This window comes from Streptomyces sp. CT34, from assembly GCF_000805335.1.
In the GTDB taxonomy this organism is placed as follows: Bacteria; Actinomycetota; Actinomycetes; order Streptomycetales; family Streptomycetaceae; genus Streptomyces.
In genome coordinates, this window is sequence record NZ_KN708638.1 from 1,684,374 (window position 1) to 1,696,749 (window position 12,376).

General features: G+C 70.7%; 10 protein-coding genes and 3 pseudogenes. 3 read left to right on the top strand and 10 right to left on the bottom strand.

Translation table 11 applies throughout. From position 1 onward, the window contains the following. The 4 genes and pseudogenes from RZ84_RS40760 to RZ84_RS07555 all read right to left on the bottom strand — a co-directional run. Positions 1–586 (bottom strand): annotated as a pseudogene (locus RZ84_RS40760) (cysteine--1-D-myo-inosityl 2-amino-2-deoxy-alpha-D-glucopyranoside ligase); the annotation flags it as partial. Positions 587–736: 150 nt separating this feature from the next. Beyond that, entirely contained in the window at positions 737–1,621 is an 885-nt protein-coding gene (locus RZ84_RS07545; protein ID WP_043263644.1) for an SCO1664 family protein, read from the bottom strand. 5 nt (positions 1,622–1,626) lie between these two features. Further along, positions 1,627–2,217, bottom strand: a complete 591-nt coding sequence (locus RZ84_RS07550) for a DUF3090 domain-containing protein (protein ID WP_078893624.1) — start codon at positions 2,215–2,217, stop codon at positions 1,627–1,629. Between the two features lie 117 nt (positions 2,218–2,334). Beyond that, positions 2,335–3,048: a histidine phosphatase family protein gene (locus tag RZ84_RS07555; RefSeq protein ID WP_043269329.1), complete on the bottom strand. Its 714-nt coding sequence runs from the start codon at positions 3,046–3,048 to the stop codon at positions 2,335–2,337. 67 nt (positions 3,049–3,115) lie between these two features. On the opposite strand from RZ84_RS07555, the gene corA reads away from it, so the two are divergent. Continuing rightward, entirely contained in the window at positions 3,116–4,108 is a 993-nt protein-coding gene (gene corA / locus RZ84_RS07560) for a magnesium/cobalt transporter CorA (RefSeq protein WP_043269331.1), read from the top strand. 33 nt (positions 4,109–4,141) lie between these two features. Here corA and RZ84_RS07565 read toward each other — a convergent pair. Beyond that, positions 4,142–4,360 (bottom strand): annotated as a pseudogene (locus tag RZ84_RS07565) (ferritin-like domain-containing protein); the annotation flags it as partial. Positions 4,361–4,485: 125 nt separating this feature from the next. Here RZ84_RS07565 and RZ84_RS07570 point away from each other — a divergent pair. Then, positions 4,486–4,938 (top strand): hypothetical protein, encoded by a 453-nt coding sequence (locus RZ84_RS07570; protein WP_052229820.1) that lies wholly within the window; start codon positions 4,486–4,488, stop codon positions 4,936–4,938. Positions 4,939–4,972: 34 nt separating this feature from the next. On the opposite strand, the gene RZ84_RS07575 is transcribed toward RZ84_RS07570, so the two are convergent. From RZ84_RS07575 to RZ84_RS07595, 5 genes and pseudogenes are all read right to left on the bottom strand, one after another. Then, entirely contained in the window at positions 4,973–5,512 is a 540-nt protein-coding gene (locus RZ84_RS07575) for a DUF6262 family protein (protein ID WP_198539951.1), read from the bottom strand. After that, on the bottom strand, positions 5,509–7,965 hold the full coding sequence (locus tag RZ84_RS39565) for a tyrosine-type recombinase/integrase (RefSeq protein ID WP_198539952.1): 2,457 nt from the start codon (positions 7,963–7,965) through the stop codon (positions 5,509–5,511). The genes RZ84_RS07575 and RZ84_RS39565 overlap by 4 nt, the downstream gene beginning before the upstream one ends. Beyond that, a complete protein-coding gene (locus tag RZ84_RS07585) occupies positions 7,962–9,152 on the bottom strand; it encodes a tyrosine-type recombinase/integrase (protein ID WP_241777616.1) in 1,191 nt (396 codons plus the stop codon). Before RZ84_RS07585 ends, RZ84_RS39565 begins: the two co-directional genes overlap by 4 nt. A gap of 112 nt (positions 9,153–9,264) precedes the next feature. Further along, positions 9,265–9,828 (bottom strand): annotated as a pseudogene (locus tag RZ84_RS07590) (ferritin-like domain-containing protein); the annotation flags it as partial. 259 nt (positions 9,829–10,087) lie between these two features. Continuing rightward, positions 10,088–11,143: an LLM class F420-dependent oxidoreductase gene (locus tag RZ84_RS07595; protein WP_043263647.1), complete on the bottom strand. Its 1,056-nt coding sequence runs from the start codon at positions 11,141–11,143 to the stop codon at positions 10,088–10,090. A 139-nt stretch (positions 11,144–11,282) separates the two neighbouring features. Between RZ84_RS07595 and RZ84_RS07600 the strand changes: the two genes are divergently transcribed. Next, positions 11,283–12,266, top strand: a complete 984-nt coding sequence (locus RZ84_RS07600) for an aldo/keto reductase (protein WP_043263648.1) — start codon at positions 11,283–11,285, stop codon at positions 12,264–12,266. Positions 12,267–12,376: the final 110 nt, after the last annotated feature.

Here is a 12,376-nt window from a genome sequence, read left to right on the forward strand (position 1 = left end):
GGTTCTTCTTGCCCTCGCGCTCCGGGTCGCCGCCGCGCTCGGCGGACAGCAGCCGCATCGCCGCGGCGTCGAGGCCGGAGACCTCGCCGAAGTGCGCGTCGGAGGCGACCGAGAAGTAGATGTCACCGTCCAGCTCGTAGGCGGCGCCGGCGTCGCGCAGCCGCTCCACCAGCGGGACGATGCCGGGTATCGCCTCCACGGCGCCTATGTAGTGGCGCGGCGGCAGCATCCGCAGCGCCGTCATGTCCTCGCGGAAGAGCGCCGTCTCGCGCTCGGCGAGCGCGGTCCAGTCGTCGCCGGTCGCCACCGCCCGCTCCAGCAGCGGATCGTCGACGTCGGTGACGTTCTGCACGTAGTGCACCTGGCGCTTCGTGTCGAGCCACACGCGCTGAACCAGGTCGAACGCGTTGTAGGTCGCCGCGTGCCCCATGTGGGTGGCGTCGTACGGCGTGATGCCGCAGACGTAGATACGGGCGACGGGACCGGGGGCGAGGGTTACCCGTCCGCCGGTCGCGGTGTCGTGGATCCTCAGGTCGCGGCCCTGACCGGGCAGGGCGGGGACCTCAGAAGCGGGCCATGCATGCATGCCTTGAGCGTAACCGGACGGACGTTCCGCATACGAACCGGACCCGGCCTCTGGCCGGAAAGGCGCTCTTGCGTTCCGCGGGCGGACATGCAGGGCACGCACGGGTGTTGCCGCCCGCGGGCCCGCTGCCCGGTGCCCGGCGCCCGCGGCTCAGACCGGCGGCCAGGGGATCGCCGGCCACTCCCCGCTCGGTTCCGGGTGCCGTCCGCTGCGCAGCAGCCCGTCGACCCGCGCCCGCAGCGCGGCGATCTCGTCGTCGGTGAGCAGTTCGGCCAGTCGGACGGCGAGCGGCGCGGAATCCGCCAGCGCCGCTTTCAGGCCACGCAGCACGGCCAGCGCCTCCTCGGTGAGCGGCTCCCCGGCCCAGCCCCACAGCAGCGTGCGCAGCCTGTCCGCCGAGTTGAACGTCACACCGTGATCGATCGCGAAGAACTCGCCGCCGGCGCCGGGCAGCAGATGGCCGCCCTTGCGGTCACCGTTGTTGATCACCGCGTCCAGCACCGCCAGCCGGCGCAGCCGCGGGTGGTCGGCGTGCACCAGCAGCGCGGTACGGCCCTCGCCGATCTCCGCGCGGCCGACCGCCTTCCAGCCCGGCGCCGGCTCGTCGTCGGCGACCAGCGCGAGCAGTTCGGGCACCTCGTCCGCGTCGCCCGGCGGCGCTATCCACTCCTGCACCATCCCGGTCCCGAACGGGCCGTCCCGCAGCACCGTCGTCGGGATCAGGTCCCAGCCGCACGCCCGGCAGATCTCGTACGCGGCGACCTCGCGCTGGGCGAGCGTGCCGTCCGGGAAGTCCCACAGCGGGCGCTCACCGGCGACCGGCTTGTACACGCAGGCGGCGCTGCGGCCGTCGCTCTCGACCGTGCAGTACAGGACGGCGTTGGACGCCTCCTGGATCCGGCCGCGCACGGTCAGCTCGCCCTCGGCGAGGACGGCGCCCGGCAGGCTTCCGGTGCGCTCCGCCGCGGGAGGCGCCACGTCCTGCGGGTCCGCGGGACCGGGCAGCGGGCCGGCCGGCTCGGCGGTGGGCTCCATGGGGCTCAGGCGTCCCGTCGGTATCCGTTCTGGCGCGGGCATACGTGTCCCTCCGGGTCGAGCGGCAGGCTGCACAGCGGGCACGGCGGACGGCCGGCGTTGACGACCTCCAGCGCACGCTTGGCGAACGCCCTGGCCATGGACCCGGTGAGCCGCACCCGGAGCATCGGCGGGCCGTTCTCGTCGTCCTGGAGCAGCCGCTCCTCGGCGTCGGCCAGGTCCTCGTCGCTGTCGGCCTCCAGCTCGACCAGCGCCTGCGCCTCGACGATCATCCGCTGGTCCTCGCCGTCCCACGCCAGCGCCATGGTGCCGACCCGGAACTCCTCCTCGACCGGGGTCTCCAGCGGGGCGGTGTCGGCCATCTCGGCGGGCGAGACGGCGGGCACCGGGGCATTGCCGCCGCTGCGCCGCACCACCTCGTCCAGCAGCTCGTCGATCCGCTCCGCGAGGGCCGCCACCTGGGTCTTCTCCAGGGCGACGCTGGTGGTGCGGCCGGCCGCGGTGGCCTGGAGGAAGAAGCTACGGCGGCCAGGCAGCCCGACCGTTCCGGCCACGAACCGGTCCGGCGCGTCGTAGAAGAACACCTGACGGGACAACGTCCTGCTCCGATTCTCGACTGCGGGGTCAGTGCGGTCGCTGCGTCCTGCGGGCACTGCGCGGATCGCAGGGGCGTCGCGGGCAGCGCCGTCGCACCACCCTACTGCGCCGGTCGATCACGCTGCTCCCGCACCACCTCCGACGGCCCCGTCCCGCTCGCTTCCGGAGACACCTCCGGCGTCGGCCGCGTCGCCGTCGCGCGGCGCCAGCGAACCGAAGTCCCCGGTGTCGCCGAGCCGTACGAGATAGGGGCGCAGCCGGGTGTAGCGGATCGCGGTGACCGAGCACGGCTCGACGGAGATCCGCTGGAAGAGGTCGAGATGCATGCCGAGGGCGTCGGCGACCATGGATTTGATGATGTCACCGTGCGAGCACATGAGGTAGGCCGCCTCGGCGCCGTGCGCCTCCTCGACCCGCGCGTTCCAGTCCCGTACCGCCGCCACCGCGCGGGCCTGCATCTCCCGCATCGACTCACCGCCGGGGAAGGCCGCTGCGGACGGGTGCCGCTGGACGACCTCCATGAGGGGGTCGTCGCCCAGTTCGGCCAGCTTGCGCCCCGACCAGTCGCCGTAGTCGCACTCGTTGATCCGCTCGTCGGTCTCCAGGCGCAGCCCGGGGCGGGCGTCCAGCAGCGGGCGCAGGGTCTCCCGGCAGCGCTGCAGCGGGCTGGAGACGGCGACGGCCAGCGGGATCCGCGCCAGCCGGGCGGGCAGCGCCGCGGCCTGGGCGGCGCCCCGCTCGTCGAGGGCGACGCCGGGCGTCCGGCCGGCGAGCACGCCGGCGGTGTTGGCGGTGGAGCGGCCGTGCCGCACCAGGATCAGCGTGGGCATGGCCGCCACCCTACGTTCCGTACCGGCTTCCGTGGCAGGTGCCCGGGTGCCGGGTGAGAATGCCGATGTGATCGTGGACTGCGCCATCTACCGGGAGGGCCGCCGCCATGAGTGCGCGGCCGACTTCTCCCACGCTCTGGACGCGGCGCGGGCCGAGGGCCGCTCCTTCCTGTGGCTGGGCATGCACGAGCCGACGCAGGACGAGTTCGACCGCGTCAGCAGCCAGTTCGGGCTGCACCCGCTGGCCGTCGAGGACGCGCTCAAGGCGCACCAGCGGCCCAAGCTGGAGGTCTACGACGACTCGGTGTTCGTGGTGCTGAAGCCGATCACCTACGACGTCACGGCCGACACCGTGACCGCCTCGGAGCTGATGGTCTTCGTCGGCGACTCGTTCGTGGTGACCGTCCGGCACGGTGCGGCCAGCCCGCTGGCGGCGGTGCGACAGCGGCTGGAGCACCACCCGGAGATCCTGCGACACGGCCCGGGGGCGGTGCTCTACGCGGTCAGCGACGCGGTGGTCGACCACTACATCGAGGTCGCCGGTGAACTCCAGGTGGATCTGGAGGAGTTGGAGGCGGAGGTGTTCGCCCCGATCCGCCGGAGCAGCCAGAACACCCGGAACACCGCTGCCGAGATCTACGCGTTCAAGCGCGAGGTCCTCGAATTCCGCCGGGCCACCGTCCCGTTGACCGATCCGATGAACCGCCTCCAGAGCCCCGGTGTGCCCTTCGTGCACGACCACGCCCGCCCGTTCTTCCGGGACGTGGGCGACCATCTCGCCCGCGCCAACGAGTCGGTGGAGGGCCTGGACCGGCTGCTGTCCGACATCCTCGCCGCCCACCTGGCGCAGATGGGCGTCCGGCAGAACGACGACATGCGCAAGATCTCGGCCTGGGCCGCGCTGGCGGCCGTCCCCACCCTGATCGCCGGGATCTACGGCATGAACTTCTCCGACATGCCCGAGCTGCGGTGGCACCTGGGCTATCCGGCGATCCTGCTGGTGATGGCCGTCATCGAGGTGTCGTTGTACCGGCTGTTCAAGCGGCGCGGCTGGCTGTGAGGGGCACCCGGCGGCGGCCCGGTGCGAGCGGGCTCAGGCGAACTCCGGCGCGGAGGTGGCGGGACCGCCCAGTGCGTTGCGCCGCTCGGGCATCCGCAGGCTGACCATCCGGCGCCAGCCGCCGAGCCGTTCGTAGCCGTAGCGCGCCATGATCCCGGCGGCCAGCACCGCCGATTTGGCCTTCGGCCACTTCAGGATGCGGCCCATGTGCGCCATCACGGCCAGGCTGACGTCCCGGTGGACGGCGATCTCGACCCGTGTTCCGTTCTGTATGGCTACTGGTCCGTAATGGTTCGCGCTGGTTGGGTTGTGCCTGGTCAGGCAGGTGGAGGTGCTCGCTAGCGGCGCGACAGATGTCGTGCACGTAGGGTGGGCCGGTGATATTCGAGCTGCGGGAACGGTGGGGCAGGCAGCAGTCGTGGGTGAGATGGGTCCTCGCGGTGTACTTGATCGGATTCCTTGAAGGATTCGGCGACCACGTTCTCGTTCTGGCCCGTGGTGGCATTCATGCTTATGCACCGTTTCGGTCGGTTCCACTGCAAGTGTTCTTCGTAAGCCTGGTGGTTCTCGATCCGCTGGCCGCCGTGCTGGTGGGACTCGTGCGGAGGGCAGGGGTCTGGTTTGCAGGCTCCGTGATGGTGATGGACGTCTGTGGGAACTGCATGGGCAACTGGCAGAGCCTGAGGGATGATCCGGCGGGGCTGTGGCGTCCTGACGGGCTGTTGTTCATCAACCTCTTCGGCCTGTTCGTCGTTGCGTTCTTGCTTCCGCTGCATCGCGCAGTTGTCGGGGCTGAGGGAGGGCCCAAGGTGACCGCGCCGTCTGGGTGAAGACTCACGCGTGACCGGGCTCTGTGACTTCCGATCAGGGTTTATCTTTCGCGGTGTTGAGGCTGGCCATGAGCTGTCGGTTGGCGGCGCGGGCGGCGTCGAGGTCGTCGTCGCGATCGGCGAGTTGTTGCCGCAGCTCGATGATGTGCTGTTCCAGGTGGCTGACGCGCTTCTGCAGGGCGTCGTGGTCGGGAGGTCCGCCGAGTCCGGCTTGTTGCCAGACCTGCTCGCCGAGGGCTTCGGCGAGACGTTGTTCGAGCTGGCGGATGTGGGTGTCCTGGCGGCGGATGCGGTCGGTGAGGTTCGCAATGTCAGCGATGAGGGACTGTTTGCTCGCGCTGGGGCCGGCGGCGGTGCCGGGTGGCGGTTCGGCGGCTGCGCGTGCGGTGACGGCGGCGTGCAGGTCGGGGTGGCGGTAGATGAGGCTGCGGTGCACTCCGGCGGCCCGTGAGACGGCGGAGATGCTGATGTCATCGCCGCGTGCGGCAAGTTGATCGAGCGCGGCCAGGACTTTGGCGCGTCGGCGTTCGCTGTCCTGGTGGCGCGCGTTGGTGAGGCACTTGGTGTTGTTCATGGGCGGTGCTCGTTCCTGGTCTGGTCGATGAACGAGCCGATGACGGGCATGCCGAGGTCGACGACCTGGCGGGGGCGACGCAGGGCGGGGGCGGCTTCTTTGATCTGTTCGCGTTCGTCGTCGGTGAGCTCGTCCATGGAGTCCTCGACGCGGTGGATGAGCTGGCGGAGTTTGCTGATCTCGGTCTGGGAGGGTGCTGCTTCGGTGCGGGCCCACGGGTCGAGTTCGCCTGCGGCCAGGACGCGTTCTCGGTCGCGCAGGAGGGTGGCGAGGTAGTCCTTGAGTTCGGGGAGGTAGGAGGCGTCGGTGCGGAAGTGGCCGCAGCCAAGGCAGCGGAAGCGGAACGGGCAGGCGTGTCCGCCGGCCTTGACGTTGCTGGGTTCCATGCAGATGCCGAAGGGGACGGAGACCTGTCCGATGCGGAGGCGGGTGTGTTCGTCGTCCAGGGCGCCCTGGATCTGCTGCCAGCTGCGTTGTCCGTTGCGGTCGAACTGGTGGGCGGCCACCCGCTCGACCGCCTGACGCATGCGCTTGCCGGTAATGCGGTAATACGTCTGAGTTGTCCGCATTGAGCGATGGCCCATCAAATCGCGCAGGACATCGGGCGGGACTCCGGCGTCCGCGTGCCGTTGGGCATAGCTGTGGCGGTAGGTGTAGGGGACGATGGCCGCCTTGTTGAACTCGACGTCGCCGTCGGCCAGTAGCGCGGGCAGGGCATCGACCCAGGCCCGGTGGGCGGGACTGAGCGAGGCGTCGCCGAGTGGGCGGGTGCCTGCGGGGTTGCGTTTGGGGGCGGGCAGCAGGGCGAGTTGGCCCAGTGGGGTGTCGGGGAAACGGGCCTGGACGGCGCGTTGCTGTGTGCGTACGACTTCTGCGGTGGCGTCCGCGATCGGCAGGCGGCGGCCCGGCCGGTTGTTCTTGTAGTCGTGGTAGATCAGCACGGTTTTGCCGTCGGCGCTGGTGACGAGGCAGTCCCAGGGCAGGCGGCAGATTTCGTCGGGGCGGCGGCCGGTGTCGATCAGGATCTCGGTGGCGACGCGGATGGATGTCCCGGAGCGTTCCTCCAGCATCGGCAGGGCCCGGCAGAGCTGGGCCAAGACGCGGTCGGGCAGGGCCCGGCCGGGTTCGTCGTCGTCCGCCGGAGGCGGGATGTCCTCGGCAAGGAAGGTGAAGCCCGGCGGCAGGGTGCGGCTGATGTCGCCAGGCATGCGCATGCCTCGGTTGCGCAGGTCGGTGATGACGCGTTTGACGTTGCGGCAGTCGATGATCCGCATGTTCATACTGATCTTGCCGACGCTGACCAGGTAGGCAAGGCGGTTGAGGAAGCAGATGGCGTCGCCACGTCCGAGCCGAGCGGCGATATCTCCGTGATCGTCGGCGCGGTGCAGACGCAGGCTCTCGGAGAGCCTGGTCAGACTGGTCACGTAGCCCTGCATGACGGAGCCGACCGCGTCGCCGCGGCGACGCGGCATCTCCTCACTGACCCAGTACTTGACCACCTCGCGCAGCCAGGGCTGGGTGATGCCGGTGAAGTCGACGGTATTGTTGCCCTGCCCGAAGACGGCAGCGTTCCAGATGTCCTTGTGCCGCTCGGTCTCCGGATCGGAGGCCGCCAGACGGGCGGCCTTGACGATGGTGGACCGCAGTGACTCGATGTTCCGGGGCACGACGACCAGGTCTTCAAGGGTGGTGATCGTCTGTTGGCGGGCGTGGTTGCAGAGCAGGCGGAGGCGGTGCATTTCGGTGATGGCTCCGGCTCGGTAGCGTTCCTGGAGTCCGACAAGGACCTCCGCGACGATGCGGGCCGGCAGGCCGCGAAGGTCGACCCGGCGGCCGTCCCGGCGGGCGGGAGCGGTCCGCATCCAGTGATCCACGTCGATACCGGGGTCTTGGCTCCGCAGGTGCTGGAGCCTCTTGGTGTGCGGACGGCAGAGGTCCTGTCCCTGGGTGGTGTAACGGCGCCAGTCGCAGAGCTCGACCCGGCAGAAGCCCGGATGCGGGTAGGGGGTCAAGTCGCGGCGGGCCGCGAACTCTTCGAGGCTCTGGCCGCTGTGTTGGTAGTGCCATAGATGAGCGGTGCAGACCTGCAGCCGACCGGTCTTGGCGGGCCGTTCGCACTGGGCGACCGCGCAGATCGTCTCGTCCCATTCCTTGACGTCACGGCGGTGTACCGCCTGAAAATCCTCCTCGCTCAGCCCGCTGGCCTTCCACTGCTTGGTGCAGGCATAGCACCACTGCCGACGGTGTCCGATCACGGTCCTGCAGCCGGAGATGGAGCAGATCGCGTAGCCGACGAGCGGGTCTTCGCGGGGCGGGCGCCAGGTCAGCTTCTCTTCGACCCAGCCGATCTTCGTCAGCAAGTCGGCGTCCAGCTGGGCCCGCAGACGTCCGGTGACCTCGTCCTCCTCGGCCGCGACCGCGGTGGCGAGCGGGCTGACGGCGGTGACGGTCATGGGCGTTCTCCTTCCAAGGTCAGACGAGGGCTGGGGACCCGCTCGACGGCGTCGCGCAGTCGCTCGTGCGAGGGGTGCAGGTAGGGCTGTGAGGACATCGGTGAGTCGTGGCCCAACAGCTCGGCCAGTTCGTCGAGTTGGCCGCCCGCAGCCACGACGTTGTCCGCGAATCCATGGCGCCCCTGGTGCGGGCGGACACTGCGCCTAAGGGCGGCCCGGCAGCTGAGCGAGGTCATCAGCTCGTTGATCGCCCCGAGCCGCATCGGGGCTCCGATGCGGCCCCGGAAGAGGTTCACCAGCAGGAAGTCGCTCTCGGCGGCCGCCGCGATGGCGGCGCGTTCGATGACGTACTGATCGTGAGCCTGCATGAGCAGGGCGTCGACCGGGACCGAGCGGGAGTTGCGGGACTTGGCCCAGGCCCGGTTGACGTTGTCGCGGCGGACCACGTGCAGGTGGCTGCCCGGAACGGGACAGCCCAGCGGCCGGGCGTCGAGCACGAAGTGCAGGTCAGCCCTGCGCAGGCCGACGAGTTCGCCGCGGCGGATGCCCGCGCGTGCCATCAGCAGCACGATCAGCCGATCCCTTGCCGAACGGCAGGCCCTCACCAGGGCGACGATCTCCGCATCGGTGGCCCGGTCCACCGGTTCGTCCGGCTCGTGCAGGCGGTGGCGGACCTTCGCGTAGCCGCGAGGGATGCCGTACTCGCCCCGCACCTCGGCCGGCAGATCGTGACTGTCGCCGATCTCGTAGAGCTGGTCGATGACCCAGGCCGGAGCCGCACCCGTGCTGACGGTGTACTTCAAGAACTCGCGGACAGCGGCGAGTACGGCGTTCACACGGCGCGGGCCCCGGACGTCCTTGGTGCCCGGCCCGGTGAACACCGGCGTCGATGAGGAGTGCCTGGGCGCGTGTCTGAGCCAGACCATGAACATGCCCAGGTGACGGGAACCGGTGGTCCAGGCCCTGCCGCTCTCTTGGCACCAGCGCAGGTACAGGGCGACGGAACCGGCGTACGCCTCCGTCGTGGACTCCGCGCTGTGGCGGCCGAACCGCAGATGGCGCAGGAACTCGTCCGCCGCGTCGACGACGCGCAGTTCGCCGTCCAGGACGGTCCAGTAGGCGACTCCGGAGGGCAGCAGGACACGGAAGGACCGGAAGATCGTAGAAGGAAGTGTTTGTACGTTCACGCGACGCGAACGACATCGCCGACGTGCGCGACACCCCTACCGATCCTGTCTCACTCGACCGTGTGGCCCCGCCCGTCACGACAGTGCACGACACACTTCACAACCCAACAGAAGCGCACTCCTGGAGGAGGTGCTGGATGGTGCGCCCGTGCCCGGCGCGGGCCAGCCGCAGCAGCTCTTCGTGGCAGTAGGCGAGGTGGTTCTCCTCGTCCCGGCAGATCATCCGGACCGCCCTGCCCACCTCGGGGTGGTCGCCGAAGTGCTTTTGCAGCAGCAGCATCTGCTCGGCCGCGCGCTGCTCGGTGACCCGGCTGTGCGCGAGGTAGGTGATGACGTCCCGCTCGGTCAGCGCCTGGTCGCGGCGCAGCGTGGCGTGCGCCAGGCCGATGCCCTGCCGCTCCAGCAGCATGGTGTAGTCGGTGGCCGCGGGGACGTCGGTGGGCGTCAGTCCGCGCCTGCGGAGCAGGGCCCGGAAGATCCGGCCGTGCTTGTCCTCGTCGGCACCGTGCCGGGCGACCTTGGGCGCGAGTTCCCGCTGCGAGGCGGGGAGCAGGGCGGCGATCCGGCCGTTCTCCCAGCCTCCCTGGGCCTCACCGCTGGCCGCGATGGAGCAGAAGAGGCGGTAGGAGTCGTCGTTGTCGACGATCTCCTGGAACAGGCTCCTGGCCGAGAACATCAGCGTCACCTCCGAACGGACACGCCCGTAAAGGGAGAGTCAAATACGGTGGTCCGCCGCCGGCAACCGGGGGCAGGGCCGCCGGGCCCGTTCGCCTGACGCGCCCCGGGGCGGCGCGCGTAACCCGCCCGCCCGTCGCCGCGTTGTGTTCCGTGACGGCCGTGGCGGGGAAGACCCCCGAGCCCCCACCACGGCCGCAGCGCTCCGCGGCGGCCCGGCATCCCGGGTGCCGGGCCGCCGCCGGTTCCCTCCCCGGCCGTTATGCCAGCCCGGCCCGCTCCAGCGCCTCGACGCCCGCCCGCAGGGACGCCACCCGCTCGTCCAGCGTGAAGCCGGCCGGCGCCAGCGTCAGCGTGGTCACCCCGGCCGCGGCGTACGCCTGCATCCGCTCCGCGATCCGCTCGACGGAGCCGAGCAGCGTGGTCTGGTCGATCAGCCGCTCCGGGATCGCCGCGGCGGCGCCGTCCTTGTCCCCGGACAGGTACTTGTCCTGGATCTCGGCGGCTTCCTTCTCGTAGCCCATCCGTTGCGCCAGCTGGTTGTAGAAGTTCTGCTTGCGGCTGCCCATACCGCCGACGTACAGCGCGGTGTACGGGCGGAAGGCGTCCGCCAGCTTGCTGACGTCCTTGTCCTCGCCCAGCGCGAGCGGCAGCGTCGGGCAGACGTCGAACCCGTCCATGGTCCTGCCGGCCGCTTCCCGCCCCGCCCGGATGTGGGAGACGGCGGTCTCCTCCAGGTGGTCGGCGGAGGGGAAGATGAGCAGCGCGCCGTCGGCGATCTCACCGGTCTGCCGCAGGTTCTTCGGGCCGATCGCGGCGATGTAGAGCGGGATGTGCTCGCGCTGCGGGTGCACGGTGAGCTTCAGCGGCTTGCCGGGGCCGCCGGGCAGCGGCAGCGTCCAGTGCGCGCCCTCGTAGGACAGCCGCTCACGGGTCATCGCCTTGCGGACGATCTCCACGTACTCCCGGGTGCGCGCCAGCGGCTTGTCGAACTTCACGCCGTACCAGCCCTCGGAGACCTGCGGCCCCGAGACGCCCAGGCCCAGCCGGAACCGGCCGCCCGAGAGCGAGTCCAGGGTCGCCGCGGTCATCGCGGTCATCGCGGGCGTACGGGCCGGGATCTGGAAGATCGCCGAGCCGACGTCGATGCGCTCGGTCTGCGCGGCCACCCAGGAGAGCACGGTGGGGGCGTCCGAACCGTATGCCTCCGCCGCCCAGCAGACCGCGTAACCGAGGCGATCGGCCTCCTGGGCCACCGCGAGATTGTCGGAGTCCATCCCGGCGCCCCAGTAGCCGAGGTTGATGCCAAGCCTCATGCCGCTCCCCTTACCCATCAGTAACGTCGCTGTTGCGGGGACTCTAGCGCGCGAGTGCGGCAGACGTCACCGACGGGCCGTCCGACGGGTTGTCCACAGGTCCCCTGATCGCGGCGGGCGGCGCGTAATCTCAGGGCCCATGGAGCAAAGGCACCTCGGCCGTACCGGCCTTCGCGTGTCCCGCCTGGGGCTCGGCACCCTGAACTGGGCACGCGACACGGACGAGCGGGAAGCCGCCGACCAGCTCAAGTCGTTCTGGGAGGCCGGCGGGACCCTGGTCGACACCGCCGACATCTACGCCGACGGCGGCGCCGAGTACCTCCTTGGCCGGCTGCTGGAAGGACTGGTTCCGCGACACGACCTGGTGATCGCGACCAAGGCCGGCAGCGTCCTCGCGCCCGACCGCCGGGTCGACGGCTCGCGCCGCCATCTCCTCGCCGCCCTCGACGCCTCCCTCGTGCGCCTGCGCATCGACCACGTCGACCTGTGGCAGCTGCACGCCTTCGACCCGGACACACCGCTGGAGGAGACCCTCCAGGCCCTCGATCTCGCCGTCGCCACCGGCCGGGCGCGCTATGTCGGCCTGGCGAACTTCTCCGGCTGGCAGCTCGCCAAGGCCGCCACCTGGCAGCTCGCCGCCCCCGGAGTACGGAACCGCCTGGCGAGCGCGCAGCTCGAATACTCCCTCCTCCAGCGCGGCGTCGAGCGCGAAGTCCTGCCCGCCGCCCAGGACTTGGGGATGGGCCTGCTCCCCTCCTCCCCGCTGGGCCGCGGCGTCCTCACCGGCAAGTACCGGCACGCGACCCCGGCCGACTCCCGCGGCGCCTCGGAACAGCTCGCGCCGTTCGTCGCGCCCTATCTGGACGAGACCGCGAGCCGGGTCGTCGAAGCGGTCAGCACCGCCGCCGACGGCCTCGCCGTCACCCCCCTCCACGTCGCGCTGTCCTGGCTCCGCGACCGCCCCGGAGTGACCGCACCGATCCTCGGCGCGCGCACGGCGCCGCAGCTCAGAGCGTCGTTGTCGGTGGAGGCCCTTACTCTTCCTGACGAGATCCGCCGGGCGCTGGACGATGTGTCTGCTCCGGTGCACCACTATCCCGACCACAACTGGAGCACGCTGTGAGTACCGACCGCCCCGCCGGCGACAACCCGCCCGAGCAGGAGGCCGCGCCCGGCGGCGAGGCGGGCAGCGGATCGCGGTCCGGATCCGCCGCCACGCCGCCCGCCGCCCCG